General features: G+C 45.6%; 18 protein-coding genes. 11 read left to right on the top strand and 7 right to left on the bottom strand.

Features of this window, described 5'->3' with window-relative positions:
• Nucleotides 1-100: 100 nt before the first annotated feature.
• The 3 genes from AC27FN_RS07830 to lepB all read left to right on the top strand — a co-directional run bounded on the left by AC27FN_RS07830 (nucleotide 101) and on the right by lepB (nucleotide 3,392).
• Complete coding sequence (locus tag AC27FN_RS07830; RefSeq protein WP_487167447.1) at nucleotides 101-1,564, top strand: amidase; 1,464 nt, start codon at nucleotides 101-103, stop codon at nucleotides 1,562-1,564.
• A 16-nt stretch (nucleotides 1,565-1,580) separates the two neighbouring features.
• Nucleotides 1,581-2,576: an NAD(P)/FAD-dependent oxidoreductase gene (locus AC27FN_RS07825; RefSeq protein WP_487167446.1), complete on the top strand. Its 996-nt coding sequence runs from the start codon at nucleotides 1,581-1,583 to the stop codon at nucleotides 2,574-2,576.
• Nucleotides 2,577-2,798: 222 nt separating this feature from the next.
• Nucleotides 2,799-3,392, top strand: a complete 594-nt coding sequence (lepB, locus tag AC27FN_RS07820; RefSeq protein WP_487167445.1) for a signal peptidase I — start codon at nucleotides 2,799-2,801, stop codon at nucleotides 3,390-3,392.
• 363 nt (nucleotides 3,393-3,755) lie between these two features.
• On the opposite strand, the gene AC27FN_RS07815 is transcribed toward lepB, so the two are convergent.
• Nucleotides 3,756-5,843: an LTA synthase family protein gene (locus tag AC27FN_RS07815; protein ID WP_487167444.1), complete on the bottom strand. Its 2,088-nt coding sequence runs from the start codon at nucleotides 5,841-5,843 to the stop codon at nucleotides 3,756-3,758.
• Between the two features lie 174 nt (nucleotides 5,844-6,017).
• On the opposite strand from AC27FN_RS07815, the gene AC27FN_RS07810 reads away from it, so the two are divergent.
• The 5 genes from AC27FN_RS07810 (at nucleotide 6,018) to AC27FN_RS07790 (ending at nucleotide 9,325) form a co-directional block, all read left to right on the top strand.
• Nucleotides 6,018-6,677 carry a histidine phosphatase family protein gene (locus AC27FN_RS07810; protein ID WP_487167443.1) on the top strand — a complete coding sequence of 220 codons (660 nt, stop codon included), beginning with the start codon at nucleotides 6,018-6,020 and terminating at the stop codon, nucleotides 6,675-6,677.
• A gap of 67 nt (nucleotides 6,678-6,744) precedes the next feature.
• Nucleotides 6,745-7,233, top strand: coding sequence for a GNAT family N-acetyltransferase (locus tag AC27FN_RS07805; RefSeq protein WP_487167442.1), 489 nt, complete (start codon nucleotides 6,745-6,747; stop codon nucleotides 7,231-7,233).
• Entirely contained in the window at nucleotides 7,233-7,718 is a 486-nt protein-coding gene (locus AC27FN_RS07800) for a MerR family transcriptional regulator (RefSeq protein WP_487167441.1), read from the top strand. Before AC27FN_RS07805 ends, AC27FN_RS07800 begins: the two co-directional genes overlap by 1 nt.
• Nucleotides 7,715-8,347 carry a TMEM175 family protein gene (locus AC27FN_RS07795; protein ID WP_487167440.1) on the top strand — a complete coding sequence of 211 codons (633 nt, stop codon included), beginning with the start codon at nucleotides 7,715-7,717 and terminating at the stop codon, nucleotides 8,345-8,347. The genes AC27FN_RS07800 and AC27FN_RS07795 overlap by 4 nt, the downstream gene beginning before the upstream one ends.
• The gene (locus tag AC27FN_RS07790) at nucleotides 8,348-9,325 is read left to right on the top strand and encodes a linear amide C-N hydrolase (protein WP_487167439.1); all 978 of its coding nucleotides are present in this window, start codon (nucleotides 8,348-8,350) and stop codon (nucleotides 9,323-9,325) included. It abuts the gene before it with no gap.
• A gap of 70 nt (nucleotides 9,326-9,395) precedes the next feature.
• Here the strand turns inward: AC27FN_RS07790 and AC27FN_RS07785 are convergent, their stop codons facing one another.
• The 6 genes from AC27FN_RS07785 to spxB form a co-directional block, all read right to left on the bottom strand.
• Complete coding sequence (locus AC27FN_RS07785; protein ID WP_487167438.1) at nucleotides 9,396-10,313, bottom strand: magnesium transporter CorA family protein; 918 nt, start codon at nucleotides 10,311-10,313, stop codon at nucleotides 9,396-9,398.
• Nucleotides 10,314-10,334: 21 nt separating this feature from the next.
• On the bottom strand, nucleotides 10,335-11,381 hold the full coding sequence (locus AC27FN_RS07780; RefSeq protein WP_487167437.1) for a YdcF family protein: 1,047 nt from the start codon (nucleotides 11,379-11,381) through the stop codon (nucleotides 10,335-10,337).
• Between the two features lie 40 nt (nucleotides 11,382-11,421).
• Nucleotides 11,422-12,567, bottom strand: a complete 1,146-nt coding sequence (locus AC27FN_RS07775) for a VanZ family protein (protein ID WP_487167436.1) — start codon at nucleotides 12,565-12,567, stop codon at nucleotides 11,422-11,424.
• A 282-nt stretch (nucleotides 12,568-12,849) separates the two neighbouring features.
• A complete protein-coding gene (locus AC27FN_RS07770) occupies nucleotides 12,850-13,074 on the bottom strand; it encodes a hypothetical protein (RefSeq protein WP_487167435.1) in 225 nt (74 codons plus the stop codon).
• A gap of 32 nt (nucleotides 13,075-13,106) precedes the next feature.
• Nucleotides 13,107-13,637, bottom strand: coding sequence for a GNAT family N-acetyltransferase (locus tag AC27FN_RS07765; RefSeq protein WP_487167434.1), 531 nt, complete (start codon nucleotides 13,635-13,637; stop codon nucleotides 13,107-13,109).
• Between the two features lie 327 nt (nucleotides 13,638-13,964).
• Complete coding sequence (gene spxB, locus AC27FN_RS07760; RefSeq protein ID WP_487167433.1) at nucleotides 13,965-15,710, bottom strand: pyruvate oxidase; 1,746 nt, start codon at nucleotides 15,708-15,710, stop codon at nucleotides 13,965-13,967.
• Nucleotides 15,711-15,858: 148 nt separating this feature from the next.
• Between spxB and AC27FN_RS07755 the strand changes: the two genes are divergently transcribed.
• The 3 genes from AC27FN_RS07755 (at nucleotide 15,859) to AC27FN_RS07745 (ending at nucleotide 18,873) form a co-directional block, all read left to right on the top strand.
• Nucleotides 15,859-16,758 carry an RluA family pseudouridine synthase gene (locus tag AC27FN_RS07755; RefSeq protein WP_487167432.1) on the top strand — a complete coding sequence of 300 codons (900 nt, stop codon included), beginning with the start codon at nucleotides 15,859-15,861 and terminating at the stop codon, nucleotides 16,756-16,758.
• 115 nt (nucleotides 16,759-16,873) lie between these two features.
• Nucleotides 16,874-17,647 carry a TerC family protein gene (locus AC27FN_RS07750; RefSeq protein ID WP_487167431.1) on the top strand — a complete coding sequence of 258 codons (774 nt, stop codon included), beginning with the start codon at nucleotides 16,874-16,876 and terminating at the stop codon, nucleotides 17,645-17,647.
• A gap of 125 nt (nucleotides 17,648-17,772) precedes the next feature.
• On the top strand, nucleotides 17,773-18,873 hold the full coding sequence (locus AC27FN_RS07745) for a lactate oxidase (RefSeq protein WP_487167430.1): 1,101 nt from the start codon (nucleotides 17,773-17,775) through the stop codon (nucleotides 18,871-18,873).
• Nucleotides 18,874-18,972 lie beyond the last annotated feature (99 nt).

Genomic DNA, 18,972 nt, shown 5'->3' with positions numbered 1-18,972 from the left:
CGATCTCTTGATTGTTTTATGCTGAGTTTTTCTTCGCTCATTTGCGTAAAAATGCGTATACTGGCGGTAAGCAACTTACCTGAAGTGGAGGTTATTGATCATGTCATGGGATGCAATTGCGTTAGCACAGCAGGTGCGCCAAGGCGATATCACCAGTGAAGAACTCGTTCAACAGGCCTTTGCGCGCATTGACGCGGGTAACGACCAGTTAAATGCGGTTGTTTCAACACGGCGAGCAGCAGCCTTAGCAGAAGCCCGTCAACTAATTGACACAGGCCAACCTTTTTTAGGTGTCCCCTTATTACTTAAGGATTTAGGGCAAAATTTAAAGGGTGAGCCGGCGACATTAAGTTCGCGACTTTTTAAAGACGAAGTTGCTGGTGAAACAGATAATTTCGTAGCTGCACTTCAAGCAGCCGGGTTTATTATTATTGGTCAGACTAATGCGCCAGAATTTGGGTTTAAGAACATTACTGATCCAGTTCTTTATGGTAAAACAGCGAATGTTTGGGATCAGCAACGATATTCAGGTGGTTCATCTGGCGGAGCGGCCACGAGTGTCGCAGCTGGTTTCGTACCGGTGGCGGCTGGTAACGATGGCGGCGGTTCGATTCGAATTCCGGCTTCATTTTCTGGTCTAATCGGATTAAAACCAACGCGTGGCCGGGTCCCAGTTGGGCCAACTGGTTGGCGTGGCTGGGGTGGCGCGTCCATTAACTTTGCTTTGACGCGCTCCATTCGTGACACCGCCACATTATTGGATTGGCTACAAACCTATCAACCGGCCGCGCCGTTTTCGACGCCGATCAACTTGCAAGGCTTCAATGATCAACTGTGGGACCAACCACGTGAGCTGACGATTGCTTATTCGACCAAATCACCTGTTGGCACGCCGGTATCAAGTGACGCCGTTCAAGCTGTGAAAGACGCGGTTGCCTTTTTACAACAGCAAGGTTATCACGTGGTGGAACAAACAAATCCATTAAATGGTCCGGCATTGATGCGCTCTTATTATCAGATGAATGGCGCCGAGACGGTCGCAATGTTTGATGAGGTCAGCCGGCAGCTAGGTCGACCGCTTGTGATGAATGACATGGAACGACTCACATGGCTAATTTATCAGGCTGGTTTAGGTGTAACTGGCGCTCAGTATAGTGCAGCCATCAGTCTGTGGGATACAGCCAGTGCGCAGATGGATGTGTTTCATGATACGTATGATTTATATCTTACGCCAACCACCGCTCACCCGGCACCGCGGTTAGACAATCCGTTAGTTGATCCAGATATTGATGCCCAAATTGATCAGGTTGCCCAATTGGCACCAGCTGATCGATTGCAATTGCTATGGGATTATTTCGAACAAGAATTGACCCAATCGCCGTTTACCCAGCAGGCAAATCTGACCGGTCAACCAGCAATTAGTTTGCCGACGCATCTGACAGAAAAAAATTTGCCAATCGGCATTCAATTCACTGCCCGTAAAGGCGAAGAACTAACCTTGTTACGAATTGGCCGTTTATTTGAACAAAATGACTTATTACATTTGCCGAAAATTAATGATTAAGTAGAAAGAGACAATCATGACTGAGCAAAATTATGACTTAACGATTATCGGTGGCGGCCCAGTCGGGTTATTTGCCGCTTTTTATGCTGGTTTACAAGAATTACACACTCAGGTCTTAGAAAGTTTGCCAGACGTGGGCGGGCAAGTCAGTGCGTTGTATCCAGAAAAGAAAATTTTAGATGTGGCTGGCTTCAGTGGTATTAGTGGGCAAGAATTGATTGATCGATTACGCGAACAAATGACCTTATTTCCGGTAACCATCAAAACTAGCCAGACCGTAGCGAACATCAGTGGACAGTTAGGTGATTTTACCATCACGACTAATGAGGGTGTAACACATAGTAAGGCCGTCCTGATTGCCACTGGTAATGGAGCGTTTACACCGCGTAAACTAGCTGTTGAAAATGCGGCAACATTTGAAAACGAACATCTATGGTATTTTTTGCCAAAACTGTCTCATTTCACGAACCGTGATGTTATGGTCGCTGGTGGTGGGGATGCAGCCATCGATATTGCCTTGATGATCGAACCGGTAGCTAAACACGTCTATCTGATGCATCGGCGCAATGAATTTAGAGCATTGCCACACAGTGTCACCAGCTTGAACGCCTCCAGCGTTGAGCAAGTGACACCATATCTAGCACAAGGATTAGCGGCTACGAGCGACGGTCGACTGGATGTTGACTTGAAAGAAATGAAAACTGATCATCATCGTACCATCACCGTTGATGATTTAGTCGTCAATTTCGGCGTGATATCCGATCATGCGGTATTTGAAAATTGGGAGCTACAGTTTGAACAAAATCACCAACAAATCGCTGTCGATTCCACCATGCAAACGAGTGTTGCAGGCGTCTACGGGGCTGGAGACGCAATTAACTATTCAGGTAAAGTGGCACTGATTGCGACCGGTTTTGGTGAAGCCGCCACAGCAGTCCACAGTGCGGCTTTTGCCATCGATCCCCACCACCATGGACCAGTTCACAGCACCTCGGTTCATTTGCCAAACTAAGGATTCGGTGCTGAGCAACAACCCTTTTAACGAACTTTCGAAGTAAAAGTAAAATAGTCAGGTTTATGCTAATAGTTAAAATTTACCGTGATTTTGGGAATAAAACTACGCTAATGTGTCAAAAATCGTTATAATCAAACACGTGATGGGTGCGTCACTAACTTCAGCATTGATCACACTTAATTTGACATTTGAGAGGATGTGCCCACCATCAAAAAAGTAATGAGTTGGATTTGGCCAGTTGTGATCGGGGTGTTAATCGCCTTTCTTGTACAGTGGTTGTTTGTGGCCCATGTGCGAGTTGACGGCCCATCCATGGAGCCAAATTTACAAAACAATGAAAAAGTTTGGGCGTTTAAAATGGCGTCAATCCGCCGGGATCGGGTGATTGTCTTTAACGCATATGGTGTTGATCCACAAGCGACTGATCATAACGTTAAGTACGTTAAGCGAGTAAGCGGACTGCCTGGCGATGAAATTGACTATCATGCTGATGGTAAGTTATATATCAATGGAAAATACGTTGCTCAGAACTATATTACCAAGCAGCAGCGGATCGCAGGAACTTTAAGCCCCTTACCTCATTCAGGGAACAACTATCAGGGCTTCACGCTAAATAGCTTGAGCTATGATCAAAATTGGACGAAAAATGCCGGTAAAAAGCGGGTGCCTAAGGGAATGTACTTTGTTTTAGGTGATAATCGGGCCGTTTCAAATGACAGTCGTTATTATGGGTTTGTGCCGAAGAACAAAGTTGTTGGCGTTGTAAAGGCTTATCCATGGGCGGCGCATCATGAAGAAATTAATGTGAAGTGATTTTTTTAAACGAAAGCGGGATATAAGTCGGTAAGTAACAAACGCTAAGGGAACTGTGAACGATGATGATTCGGTTACCGCTTGCAGTTCGCTTTTAGGCGGAGTCACTTGACTTATGTCCCGCATTCTAGCTATTTAGAATTGGAAATGAAATCTAGATTTTAGTTTTTGTCCAGCTTGTTTTTTAGTGCCAGTTTTGTCTAAACATGAGGTAGATGACCGTGAATACCAGCCGGTTCGCAGTAAGCGATTAATGTCTAACAGAATGGAATCACATTTTATCTGCGGAACTAGGAAAATAAACAAGCTCGCTTCCACGTTGATGGAAACGAGCTTGTTTTCTTTAAAAAATGAGCAATGAGTCTATTGCCCTTTACTATTCACTTCGGGGGCATCGGTATGATATAGACCTTCGATTGATTTGTCGCCGTTTTGACTGAAGAGTGACGTACTACCAACACCACGATCGCGCTCAATTTGTTCGGCTTTTTGTAGGCCTTTAGTATATTTGTACTTAGTTGGATCAACTGCTGTGAATCCTTTTGGATCATAGAAACGTAACAGATTTTTTTGATTAAGTGAATCAGAGAGTGACAACTCTTTGTCGACTTTGGTCTGATCAGCAGTCACTTGTTTCTTTTGAGCGGCAGTGAGTTTGGCTACTTGACCTGTTTTGTTATCGTAAACAGTACCGGATAATGACGTGTACTTCGGTGTCACAAAATCCTCGTTTCTGAAAGCGACTACTTGATCATGTTGCTTGGAGAAGAGGTCGGTGCCAAATTGTACATATTGCTTGGTGTTAATTCCAAGCAGATGAAGCAAGGTTGGTTCAACATCAATTTCGCCACCATATTGATGCTCAATCTTGCCGTGACCATTACCGGGAATATGGACCATAAATGGGACGCGTTGCAGTTGCGCATCGTCAAATGAGGTCCAGTCTTCTGCATTTTTACCAAGCACAGGCGCTAGACTCTTGTTTTCAGAATTAGAAATACCATAGTGATCCCCGTAAATGACAATCATTGATTTGTCATAAAGTCCCGAAGCCTTTAGAAAGTTAAAGAGTTCTTCGACTGACTGATCCAAATAGTGGTTAGTGACAAAATAATTATTAACAACCGAGCTATCTGTGTCAGTCGTCTTGAAGTCAGGATCTTGGTCTTCTTTATCAAGGTCAAAGGGAAAGTGATTAGTTACGGTCAGGTATTTGACATAAAAAGGTTGTTGCAGGTGTTGCAAGTATTTGACTGAATCGTCAAAGAGCAGTTTGTCCTTTAAACCATAGCCTTCAGAACGATCACCACTATGGTCGTAATACTCTTGAGCAAAGAAATATTGATAGCCTAAGTTAGGATAGACATTATTTCGATTCCAAAAGCTAGGCACATTTCCGTGGAAGACAGCGGTCGTGTAATGTTCTGGTGATTGTTCAAGGATAGCCGGTGCGGCCTGGAACGTTTCGTCACTACCGAGTTGCGCAAAAAGTGAACCTTGGGGCAGACCATACGTGCCAGTTTCAAGCATGTTCTCCGCATCAGAGGTTTTTCCTTGACCAACTTGGTGGAAGAAATTGTCAAAAGCATAGGTATCTTTAGAGTGATACAGACTGTCAAGAAATGGCGTGACTTCTTTGCCATTGATTTTTTGATCGATAGAGAATTGTTGGAAACTCTCCAAGTGAATGACAATGACATTGCGACCTTTAGCGGCACCAAACATCGTTTTATTAGGCGCGGCGTAATGAGATCGGGTGAAATTAGTCACTTCTTTAAGTTCTGATTTGGTTGCTGCGGCGCGCATCGCTGAGGTATGCCATTCACTAGCGCCGTCATAAGCCGTGAAGAAATCTAAACCGAGATATTTAACCACATAACTGCGATCAAACGTGCGCGTCATGAGTTGTGACCGATCCATCTCTGCGACAGCCAAGTTAAAGGTAATCATTGCAATGGCAAATGAAGTCATCGCAAAGCCAGTTTTCTTAGGCAAAGGGAGTTTGTCAAATCTAAGCCAACGAACGATAAATAGCGCCAGGATGATGACGACATCCAGCCAGTAAAGCACGTCATGTGGCATGGTTAAGGCCCAGGAACTACCTGATAAGCCTTGGTTGACCTTGTCATAGCCAGTCATGGTGGACACCGTCATGTAGTCGGTGAATTCTCTAAAATAGATGACGTTCAAATAGAGTAGGACGGTGTTTAAGATGTACGTCAGTCCGAGGATTGGATAAAAATAACGGGCTTTACGCGCATAAAAGGCTAGGCCAAATAATAGCAGGCTGGTGCCAAGCGGGTTAATGAGCATAATGGCCCCTTGAAGCGGGTCACTGATGGTTAAATGAAAATCAACCAGGTACGCCAACATGGTCTTGGCCCAGAATAGAAAAATCAACAGCCAAAATAGGCCAATTCGAGTATTTAGTTTTGCTTGCAACTTACGCATCGCATTTCTTGCCTCGTTCCGGTTCGTGATTAACATCGATTAAGTGTACCACGTGAGTCGGTGACCAAGATAAAAACAGCTGGTGACCTTACATAAACTTTAAATCGTTGACCGTCTTGCTCAGACAACGATCGTGTATAATAAAGATAAATTAATTTGGAAAGGGTGATGGATGTGGCTCGAGTAACGTTGTATTTAGTCCGCCACGGGCAAACATATTTTAACATTTATAACAAATTACAAGGATGGAGCAATTCGCCATTAACGGAGGCGGGGATTGCCGACGCCCAAGCTGCTGGTCAACGGTTGGCTGACATTCGGTTTGCCGCCGCGTATTGTTCCGACACAACCCGAGCACAACAAACTGCCGCGATGATTTTGGCCGCTAATACGGTATCAAATCAAGTCAGTCCATTGAGCAGCCCATTTTTCAGAGAACAGTTCTATGGCTCCTTTGAAGGCGAAAACATGAACTATGTTTGGGATCAAGTGGGTCGCCCACACGGGCTAAACGGATTTAAAGCGATTGAAGAAAAATACTCTATCGCCAAAGCCAAAGACTTAATGAAAGAGGCCGATCCCTTCCACGACGCAGAGAGTAACGATGAATATTGGACCCGTATTGATCGGGGCTTTGACTTGATTCGTAACAACGCGGATCTTGACGATGGTGACAATGTACTCGTAATCAGTCACGGGAACACCTTATTAAGTCTTATGGAACGGTATGGTCAAGGTAAGTTCGATCTATCTGAACGACCAGCCAACGGGAGTGTAACCCGGTTGTCGCTAGATGATCAACAAATCACAGTTTTAGGTTATAACGAGAAATAATCTGGTTCATTACTCAGTAGCACCCGCCCCAGTTTCGCACTGATTTAAAAAAGGAGAATTTATTTAGATGGCATTATTTGGTTTTGGTAAGCGGAAGAATAAAAAGGCCGCGATTGATTTTGAAAAGCAAACCGGTGAAGAAGGTAAGATTTACGATGACGCCAAGGCGGTTCGTAACGCAGTGTTTGTCGACGAACAAGGCATCAGTCAGGAACTAGAATTTGATGGGCATGATGACCAGGCGACTCATTATGTTGGTTATGAGAATGATGCACCGGTCGTGACTGCTCGTGTCACAAAATTAGATAAAGATATCTTACAGATTCAACGGGTTGCCACCATTGATTGGGCGCGCAATAAAGGTTATGCCCGGGCATTGATGGATCAAATCACTGAAGATGCCAAGGACGATGGTTATCGATCGCTTTATTTAGAAGCACAAGAAACCGCTGTCAGCTTTTATGCCAAGCAGTCTTTTGAAGTGTTTGGTCAACCTTTTTTGGAAGCCAATATTTGGCATCGTAAGATGGAAAAGGAATTGTATCCAGAAGATTAATGCAGAAACAAGGTGAACCTATGGATCGGCCGAGCCTACGTGAATCGAATAGTGGCCATATCTTTAGTACAGAGAAGTTGATCTTTGGTATTGGAGAAATTAGTCGGATGACCGGTGTCTCAACGCGACAGTTGCGTTACTGGGAAACAAAAGGGTACATCAATTCCAAAGATCGCCAGGACGAGCAACAACAGCGCGTGTATGGGTATGCAACGTTCCTAAAAGTATCCGGGATAAAGACAATGCTGGACGAGGGCTATACCTTAGCCGCAGCCGCAGCGCATACGGACGCTTTAATGCAAGAAGGACTGACATTACGTAACTTCGTATTAGATGCCTATCACGGCCTTGATGAAATTGCTGGACGAACAATGTTGGACTTAGGTGACTTTGATGAAACTGGTCAGACACGCCTCTATGCCTACGTTGAGGATCATCACGTTCATTATCAGCAAGCCCCAGTCAGTGAGGATCGGCGTCAATGATCATGTCGAAAGCACGTTTGGAAGCATTCAGTGATGGCGTGTTTGCCATATTGATTACGATTTTAGTGCTTGAATTTAAGATTCCTAGTTATCGGACCGGGCATCTGTGGCAAGGAATTACGCACCAATGGCCTGAATTTTTAGCCTATGGTGTGTCTTACTTTTATGTTGGGACGCTTTGGCTGTTCCACCATGATTATTTTGCCAGTCTAAAAGTCATCGATCGGAATCTTAATTTACTGAATTTACTCTCAATGTTCAGCGTGACACTGTTAGATTATCCAATGATTCTCGTTGCTACCGCCATTGCTAGTGGTAGTTCCACTGACATTCGCACCGGCTTTATGATCTACGCCGCGGTAGCACTATTTATCTCAGCGGTCTATTATTGGCTGTATCGCTACTTGCATGATCACCAAGAATTAATGAACCCGGTTAACTTAGTGATTGATCGTAGCGTTCAATTGGATCCTGTCCGGTCCATGGTGTTGTATGGGCTGGCCATTATTGGGGCGATTTGGTCTAATTGGGTTGGCGGGCTATTATTACTCGCGGGAATTATTTTTCATTTTGTTGCCTATTTGCACTTAAGTAAGCACCAACAGACAAGCCACAGTACGGAGGCATAAATGTGTACCAGTATTTTTCAAATTGCCGTTGATGGCACGCACGTCTTATCACGGACCATGGATTGGCCAACGCTGGATAATACACCGGCGTTTGTACCACGTGGTTATCAGTGGCAAAGTGATTTTGATCATCGACAATATACGAATCAATACGCGATGGTGGGTGGCGCCTTTCAGCGACCGGAACGCATTGATTTATCTGATGGCGTGAATGAATGGGGGCTGACAGCGCAAAAGCTCACCTTTGCAAACGGTTTTAAGCATGCAGAAGCCAAGCGGACTGACCGCATTCAATTGGCGCCCTACGAATTTGCGTTCTGGTTGCTGGGCAACTTTCGCTCAATTGCGGAGATTGAAGCTCATATTGATGAAATTGAGCTAATGGCAGATACTTTTAGTGATCATAAATTCGGACGGCCCGAGTTGCACTTTGCCGTGGCTGATCGTACTGGTCGAATGGTCGCGATTGAACCCACGACCATTCCGATGCGAATTGTTGATGATTCGCTCGGCATTCTGACCAATGTTCCCAATTTTGAACGACAAATTGATCGATTAAATGATTACATGACTTTTACGCCAGCCTTTTTGGCAGGACAAGTTCCGTTAAATACGGCGAAAGTGACGACGGGAAATTTGTCAGGCAAATCAATTCCACCGGGTTCCTACAGCCCCTCTTCACGCTTTATTCGCGCTGCGTACTTTAAAGAACGAGCGAATCAACCGTTAGATGAGTCTGGCGCGATTATCAGTAGTTGGCACTTACTGGACGGTGTTGCGGTGCCGCGCAATACGGATCATCAGCAGACGTATTCGGTCTATCGTGCAGCAGCTGTCTGTGAAAGTCGCACGTATTATTTTGAGCCGTATAACCGTGAAACCATTACGAAACTTCAATTAACAGATGACATGTTAGCTTGGACCGAACCAGTCTTTTATCCAGTGGCGAACGAGTTAACGGTTGAAGCTTTAAACTAAAATAAGCGAAAAAAGTGACCTCTATTTCCTAAAACCTTAGGGAGTAGGGGTCCTTTGACTTTGATGTGGATTAACGATCGAAAAAACGATAATGGCGCAAGATGGCATATACCAGTGCACCAAGAACGATCATGATTAAAATTGTGATTTGCCACCCAAATGGATGTGTTTCAAATGGTAGTTTCACGTTTTCACCGAAAAAGCCTGACACGATGGTGGGGACGGTCATGATAATGGAATAAGCGGTCAAGAATTTCATCGTGTTGTTCAAATTGTTATCGATTAAATTTGAGTAGGCGTTAGAGACCCGTTCAACCACGTCTGAGGCCATTTGAGCCATCTCTAAGCCTTGTTGGGATTCAACCACAATGTCCGTGATGTGTTCGCGCTGATCGTCGTTAACTGGCACTACTGGAAGCCGTTGAAGATCTTGCAACATATCGGTATTGGTTTTCAGCGAAGTCAGGTAGTAAACCAAGCTCGTTTCTAAATCCATTAAGTCGTTAATTGCGCTGTGTTCAGGATTTGTTTTCAGAGCTTTTTGAATTTGGGCACGGCGGCGGTCTAACTGGTTAATTTTATCTAAGTAAGCGGTCGTTAATTTGTACATTAGTCCTAAAATTGCGTCGATGGGTTGTTGCTCTTCAATGACTGGTAATTTCAAAACCGTGTTGGAATTAATCACAATATTGTGTACATAGTCAGTATCGCCGCTGGTAAACGTGAAGACGCGCCGTCCCTTAAATAAGAAGCCAACTGGTGCCGTGGCGGTTTCCGGCGATGTATCCGTGATGACGTTAAAGATGATTAATGAAATGCCATTTTCTTTATCGATTTCAATGCGGGCCCGTTCATTGGGGTCGGTCGCATAGCCATACATCTCTTCCGTCAATTTATAGCTATGAATGAGGCGCTGATGTTCAGCGTCCGTTTCATCTTGTACGTCGATCCATTCAAAATGATTATTGATCTCAATCGGTGTCAGCATAATGTATCTCCTGTAAGTGACTTAACCGTAGAACCACGGAATTGCGATGGTCAAGATAAGAATGAGTAACAAGGCAATTTCATGGCGGCGTTTGTGAAGCCAGGTTAGCGCGGCATATTCGCGAATTAACCCGCGCACGTAATAGTTGGAGCCGGTAGGTGCACCAATTCCCAAGCTAGGCAACTTAAGGCTAGCCGCAATGATCGCGGCGCGAAAGACGTGAAAGTTATTCGTGACAAAATCAATCACCGGTTTACCTTCATGAATTTCATCTAGGGCGTATTGGAAGTTTTCAAAGGTACTCGTTGATTTTTCTTCCCGACGAATCGCTGTTTGCGGGTAACCCTGCCCAAGCGCATAAGCGGCCATGGCACTGGCTTCACTGACAGTTTCGTCAGGACCTTGACCGCCTGACATGATGAGCACCGGCCACTGGTGGGTGCGCTGATGCTGCGTAGTCGCGGTCTGAATGGCGACGTCGATACGAGATTGCAATAATTTTGAGAGTTGATCGCCATGTTGCAAGCCACTACCTAAGACGATCACATAATCAGCACCTTGCAAATGTTGGCGACGTGGATAAGTCCAAGTGGCGACTAAAAAATCGGCAATGGTGATCACCATATAGCCACCAAGTAAAGTGAGGCCGGTGTTCATGTATCTTAGCGGCGTTAGCCACGCATGCGGCCAGACACTGCCAGGAATAAAGGGAATCGCCGCTAAAAGTAGTGCGATAATGATCGACAAACAACCGATCAAGCGTAAATGATGTCGCCAACTTGAAACATGCCAGGATAAGAGCATTAGCCAATCAAATAAACCTAGTGTTAGTGCGCCATACCCCAGCAGGCCTAGCAACCGCCAACCAAGCTGATGGGTGTCAACTAATGATGTGAGCAAAATGATTGGTAAACCTAGTAAAATAGTGGCACCGGTCACAATAAACCACGAATTTAGCAAGCGCCGGGGTTCGCGACGATAACCGATGATGGCTAAGGTGATGGCAAGGATAAAGACAACACCGGGAAAATAGATTAAAAACGCAGTGACTTGATCTAATGAAAACATGAAGGCTCCTTAACTGAATAGTTGAATCTGATTAGATGAATTAGTGACGCTCAATTCTGGTTTGATGTAACTGATTGGCTGCTGGTCGATAAGATGAAACCGTCGTCGTTTGGCTTAATCGTTCAAAAAGCAAGGGATAACGAGGCAGAAGGACGGCTAACAGACCATCGAACATCAGCGCCAGGATGATGACGCCGGCGAGAAATAATTCGATGGGATGTGCCGATCGACTGAACCATGGTTGCGCCAGTGCGATCAGTCCGATCAGTCCGATAAGCGGTATGTAACAAACGAGATTACGAACCGCAATTTGCCACGGTTGCGGTGTTTGCCATTTTAGTGAGCGAATTTGTAGGTGGACAGCGCGTAACCCAATCGTTTGACCGTGGAAAAGTTGCTCTGGTAACCATATCAACCCCAGCACGCCAACGGTACTCAATAACCATCCAGGCAGGCCATCATTAAAGACACGCATCACTAATGTCACGATCACAATGCCAATGCCGATCAATAACCAATCGAAAACAAAGGCGGTGAGACGACGCATCAGGCCCACTTGCACGGCATGGCGCCGATTAGCGGCCGAAATTTGAGCTTGAGTTGGTAACAACCAAGTAAATAAGGGGGCTAATAGCCACCCCAACAGGCCGCCGGTCGTATTTAATAACAAGTCATCCACATCAAACAAGCGATAGGGGCGCACGTAAAAGCCGTATAAACCAGACAGCTGGGTTAATTCAAAGAAGAGACTTAGGCCAAAGGACAGCATGACACTGGTCAGCGCACCACGTTTGAAATAGTAGTGCAGGTAAAAACCAAAGGGGATCGTTAGAACAATATTGAAGAAAGGTTGTTGAAACCCAGGCGCGTGAAGTGTTGCTAACCAAGTGCCGGGTTGATGTAGGCTGAACCCCGTCGCGCGAAAATTATAATAAACCAATAGTGGATGAAGATTAATCGTCGGGGTCGTCAGCGCAGCGTCCGCGGCGCGCGTTGGTAACGGCAAAATAATCAGAAAATAAGCGCATAATAAATAGAAATAGAAGCTGTAATTGACGAATACTTGCCATGCAGAAATCGCCCCATACCTGGCATAATGATACACCAATAGGGGAAATGCCATGCCGATTGCCAATAGCGGAAAGACAATGATAGCGACATGAATTGGTTCCAAATATTGGCCCATTTATTAGTCGCCTCCCTAGATGAGTTTACCGCTCATTTTAGCATAATATTGGCGGTACTAGTTGTCATTCCAGCAAGCAGTAAGCATTCAGCTATCCTTGCATTAATTGATTTAAGGCTGCTAAGTAAGCGGCGATCAGTTTACGTTCTTTTTCTAGTTACACAAGCCTGTTGTCTGTACCTAGCCCAGACTTACCAATTGGCCCAGACCGCCAACCGTTAAGTCTCAGCTAGTGCTCGACACCACCCGGCTTGTTTCACCTTGAGGCTTTTGTCAAAATGATTAGCTAATGATTCTAACTGATCCAATTGCTGTTGCTCGATCAAGGTTGGTGACCGGTGGTTCCAATTGCTCGACTAAATTCAGTAAATGGCGTTGGGTTCTACTCAGCGAATCAGCATCTTTTTGCGCTAATGGCGTTGATTGACTGTTTTGTGGTAGATGTTGCAGCGTATTGATGAGGTCACTGATCTGTGTGGCTAGCGCTTTGGTCGAAATTTTAGCCATTGTTGTCTCTCCTATCGAGCGTGGTTAGTCGCTTAGTTGAGGTGGAAAGCTGACGCATAAATTAATTGACCGGTTAAGAAATGAGGTCCGTGTGAATTAATAACGTGAAGCATAAAATTTTCGTCTGGAATTTCAAACGGAGCCGCGAGACCATAATTGCTCGCTGGTCGATAACCAAAGCGTTCATAGTAATTAGGATCACCAACGAGACTGATTACGGTAAAGCCATGTTGCTGTGCGCGCAGTTCTAGTTCTGAAATCAGGTTACTGCCGATGCCCTGCCCTTGAAAGTCCGGTAACACCGACAGTGGGGCTAGCACGCCAATTTTAGTTGAAGGTTGTTCTTGAACGGCCGCCACGGAAAGGGCAGCATGCCCAACAAGCGTGCCCGTTAGATGTTTAGCCACAATTTCCAAGGTAGGTGAATAATTTTTGTCATGGCGTAGCGCCATCGTCAACTCAGCTTCATTTCCATCTGAATGTGGTGCATTGGCAAAGGCGGCTTTAATTAACTGGTTAACTTCATTGTAATTTTGCGGTGTAATGGTTTGCAGTGTAGTCACTCAATTGCCCTCCCTTATATCTGGTTAATTTTAGCATACATCCCGGTGATAACTTGCCTTGGCTAAAGGTAGAGAAATCAGAGCGAAACAAGTCGGGTGATGTCGAGCACTAGCTGAGGCTGACTGGTTGGCGCTCTTTGCCAATTCGGCAGGCTGGGCTAGGCACAGACATCAGGCTTGTGTAGCTCGACAGAGAAATCAGAGCGAAACAAGTCGCGTGATTTTGACCAACTAGGCACAAGATGTCGGCGCAGTTCGCAAAAAAACAGGTCGATGAACAAACCGTAATCGTTTGTCATCGACCTATATCTGTACAATTTATTGGTTTTAACCTCGCAAAATTTCACCCAATGAAGGTTGCTGTTTCGTGTCAATGCCGTAATGCTCAGCATAAGCCTTGACAGTATCTTCACCGAACTGTTGTGGATCAAGCGGCATGAAGGCGGTTGCCACTGGATCTTCTGGATCGATCACAGCGTTTAAGACAATCGGCTTTTTGTTGCCACTAGCCTGTAGGGATTTGATTTGATCAAAAGCTGCATCTAATTCTTTAAGGTTGGTTGCCGTGAGACCGACTGCGCCAAGACCTTCAGCAACCTTTGCCCAATCAGCACCCGTTAAATCAACCCCGTAGAAGTGTTGCTTGGTTTCTTGTTGTTCGTACCAAATGAAGCCGTAACGTTCATTGGAGAAGACGATGTTGATGACAGGTAATTGATAACGTGTTTCAGTGATTAGGTCTTGAACGACCATCGAGAAACCACCGTCACCAGAGAAGCTCCATGCCTGTCCATCTGGAACACTCAGTGCACCGGCCATCCCAGCAGGAATCCCGTAGCCCATCGTGGCAAATAGTCCTGAGATAGCGAAACGCTGGTTTTCTGTCATTTTAACGCCACGAACGGCAAATTCAGATACATTTCCAGTATCAACACCATACGTGTCATTAGGACCAGCCAGTTCACGAGTCTTTTTCATAACCGCTTCTGGTTCAAGTCCTTTACTGTCGTCACTGGCCAGTTGATCGAGCCAAGTAAGCCAGTTTTGACGGTTTGTCCGGTTAGCCCGAATCCAGTCGGTCTCAGGCATTGATTCACCGCTATCGAGGAGCGCTTGTAGATACGTCTTACCGTCTGAAATCACTGCATAGTCAATCGGCACAACTTTCCCAATATCAAAGGAATTGTCGTTGACTTGAATAATTTTAACGTCGGTTGGCCAGAAACGTGCAAAGGGATACTCAGAGCCAATGAAAAGCACTAAGTCGGCATGTTGCATGGCTTCAAACCCTGGCTTCGTACCCAAACGACCGTTAGTCCCTAAATAGTTACGGTGGTCATTTTCCATGATGCCAGTACCGGGCACCGTGGAGATAACGGGAATGTTGAACTGCTCAGACACGCCATCGACCTGTTCGCGGGCTCCTTTTAACCCAGTCCCAATGTACATCAACGGATGTTTGGCGGCCTTGATCATTGCCAACGTGTCGCTCACGGCTTTTGGATCAACCACTTGCGTAAAGTTGTTGGAGACGACGGTTGGCGTCTTGGTCGTTTCATAATCGATTTCTTTGGCAGCTAGGTCTTCAGGGATGACGACGACCGCAACGCCCTTTTGTCGGTAAGCCTCGCGAATGGCCTGATTGACAACGTAAGGCAGTTGTTCAGCGGTTGTCACAGTGCGATTATAGACGGATACGTCAGCAAACATCGGATCTTCATCCATCTCCTGGAAGTAATTCGTGTTCATGACGGGTTGACCAACTTGGCCGACGAGGGCCAGTACAGGGACGTGGTCCATTTTTGCATCGTATAAACCATTGAATAGATGCGTTGCACCAGGGCCTGCGGAACCAAAGGCGACCCCAATCTTGCCAGTGAACTTGGCATCCGCAGCGGCAGCCATGGCACCAACTTCCTCATGACGAACTTGAATGTATTGAATTTTATCTTTTTCAAGGTACAGGCCTTCAACCGTGTGGTTAATGGACCCACCTGGGATCCCATAAATGTGATCCACATCCCAGTCTTCCAAAACCTTAACTAATGCTTGTCCTGCAATCATTTTTGCCATTTGATGCATCTCCACTTCGTTAAAATAATCGATAGAATGATAAACGTCATGACTAACTACAATGTCTATGATAATTCGGATAGAATGAAAGTGCGACTATTTGCACTTGATGTTGCCGGTGGTCGTAAATTCGGTGAAAGGAGCCTTGATGATGACTAAATGGACCAGCCAATATTCTGTCCCAGCAGCACTATCTGGCGTGACTGTGCGTCAGTTATTGAGTGCTTGGATGATTCCTAAGCGGATGCAGCATGACTTACGCGTGAACCACGATGTCGTTGTCAACGGGCAGTACCGGCCCTATAGCATGTTGGTGCACACTGGTGATCAGGTGACTTTGACCGTGCGAGCAGAAAATTTGGGGACCCCCGCGCAAAGTTATTTGCCAGATGACCATGATTGTCTGCCAATATTATATGAAAATAATGATGTATTAGTGGTTAATAAACCCAGTGGCATCAAAAGCCACCCGAATCGCCCGGATGAGTTGGGCACCGTTATGAATTTTTTGACGGCTCAGCTGGCTAACACCAACCAAACCCCAGCCATGGTCCATCGCTTAGACATGGCCACTAGTGGGGCAATGATCGTTGCGAAGACGCCACTGGTGGTGCCTATTTTAGATCGATTAATTGCTGATAAATGGATCACTCGGACTTACCAAGCATGGGTGGCGGGTCATTTTGAACAAAGTGCGGGTCAATTTAATGATTTGATCGGTCGTGATCCAGATGATCGGCGCAAACGTCGGGTTAACGGTGATCACGCGCAAACGGCCCAAACCGATTATCACGTTTTGAAGACCACCGCCACTGCTAGCCTTGTAGAATTAACTTTAGGGACAGGACGAACACATCAATTGCGGGTTCACTTAGCTGCTCACGGACATGCAATTTTAGGTGATCCGTTGTACGCGCCAGCAAAGGCTCTTTTAGCCGCACCGCGCTTGATGTTACATGCGTATCAGCTACACTTACTGTTGCCACTAGATGAAACCGATGTGGTGATCACAGCTCCGGTACCCAGTGATTTCTCGTTGTTAATTTGATCCTGCTTAGATTTAGGATCGATTTAAGGGATGGCGAAGTCGTCAAGTTGCGGTATGATGGACCAATTTGAATCGGCAAGATATTTTGGCATCTAAGGAAAAGAGGCATAACTGAGTGCTGGACGTGATTAAACAATTGTACGGTCCGTTTTTTGACGGGCAGAATTGGGCCACTATTCTAACCAGCCGTAGTGATTGGCTCATCATTGGTTCACTAGTTCTGATTGAATGTCTCTTGTCAGTGGACAATGCTGTCGTGTTGGCGGCACAGACGACCAGTCTCGGTAATTTGCAAGATCGCGAAAAGTCATTATTCTACGGTCTGTGGGGCGCCTACGTGTTTCGATTTCTCATCATCGGTATCGGCACCTATTTAATTCGCTTCTGGTGGATTAAAGTATTTGGGGCTGGTTATTTAGCCTATTTAGTTTATCGCTATTTTCATCATTTAATTACGCAACAAAAACGCCATCCAGTCGGGCAAACGACGGCACCTAAAAAGCAGCGGTGGTTTGGACTAACAACGTTTTGGACAGTGGTTGTTCAAATTGAACTGATGGACATCGTGTTCTCGATCGATTCAGTGTTAGCGTCTCTGGCAATTTCAGATAATGCGGTAATTGTGTTGATTGGTGGGCTAATTGGGATCTTATGTATGCGTGGAATTGCAGAAGTGATCATGAATTTGATGCGTAAGATTCCCGAACTCGAGACGATGGCGTACGTTTTGATTGCGTTGATCGCCGTCAAATTAAGCCTGTCTGTCCCGCAGATTGACGTTGAGATTTCGTCACGTGCGTTTGGCTTGGTCATTCTAACGGCTGTTTTAGTCACGTTATTGATCCATTGGTGGCGAGTACAACTTCGGCATCGCTCAGCGAAAAAATAATGATAAACATTTCACAAGTAGTCGGCCAAGGTGTTGGTCGACTTTTGTTTTATGATGACGTTATGAGAAGAAAGTAATCATGTTAAACCGAAAATCATGCGTTTTTTGAAAGAGAGGACAGGATCATGGCTGAATATCAAGCAAGTACGGCAGAACAAACCCTGAAAATCGATGACTTGGCGGCTTTGGAACCCTTGGTAAAGGCGAACATGGAGCCAGGGGCCTTTGGCTACATTCAAGGTGGTGCCGAGACAGAGTGGACCATGGCCGAAAATACGCGAGCTTTTGATCATGCTCAAATTGTGCCCCGCGTGTTACAGGATTTAGAGAATCCAGATTTGAAAACATCATTATTCGGGATCCCGTTACAAACGCCGTTGATTGATGCGCCTGCTGCAGCTCATGGGCTAGCACACGAACATGGTGAATTAGAAACGGCTAGCGCAGTTGCCGCAGAAGGCACGATTATGTCTGCCTCAACCTATTCAAATGAACGAGTGGGCGACATTGCGAAGGCTGGCCATGGTGGCCCCCAATTTTTCCAACTCTATATGAGTAATGATGATGGTTTTAATCACTGGATTTTAGATCAAGCGGTTGCCAGTGGTTACCGAGCGATCATTTTAACAGCGGATGCCTCATTAGGCGGGTATCGCGAAGCTGACGTCAAAACCGGCTTTCAGTTCCCACTACCGATGATCAATTTAGCCGATTATTCAGCTAGTGATGGTAGCGGAGAAGGCTTAAACATCATGCAGATCTATGCTAAGGCCAAACGTAAATTAAGTTTAGCGGATATTGATGCAATTGCCAGCTACACTCATCTACCTGTGATTGTCAAAGGGGTCCAGTCACCAGCAGATGCCATGGCCGCTATTGGTGCCGGTGCCAGTGGTATTTGGGTTTCAAATCATGGTGGGCGGCAACTTGATGGTGGCCCAGCTTCGTTTGACGTGCTGCCAGACATTGCCAGCGCAGTCAATCATCAAGTGCCGATTATTTTTGACTCAGGAATTCGGCGCGGCGAGCATGCCTTTAAAGCATTGGCTAGCGGCGCTGATGTTGTCGCCTTTGCCCGACCACTTTTCTACGGCCTAAACCTTGGCGGCATTGATGGCGTGCGTTCAGTTATTCAACACTTCAATCAAGAATTGACGATTACCATGCAATTAGCAGGTACAAAGACTATTGAAGCTGTTAAACAAACAGAGTTGCTATGGCGGTGAGCATACTGTGGGTATCCAAAAACACTTGGGCGCACCCAGTCTTGTTCTTCTTCTGAGGTTAACGTATACTAACTTCATTCAAAATGAAAGAAACGGAGG

The sequence above is a fragment of the Furfurilactobacillus sp. W61-4 genome (assembly GCF_057545565.1).
Note: the sequence above shows the minus strand (reverse complement) of the source record. Positions and strands in the feature narration are given on the sequence as shown.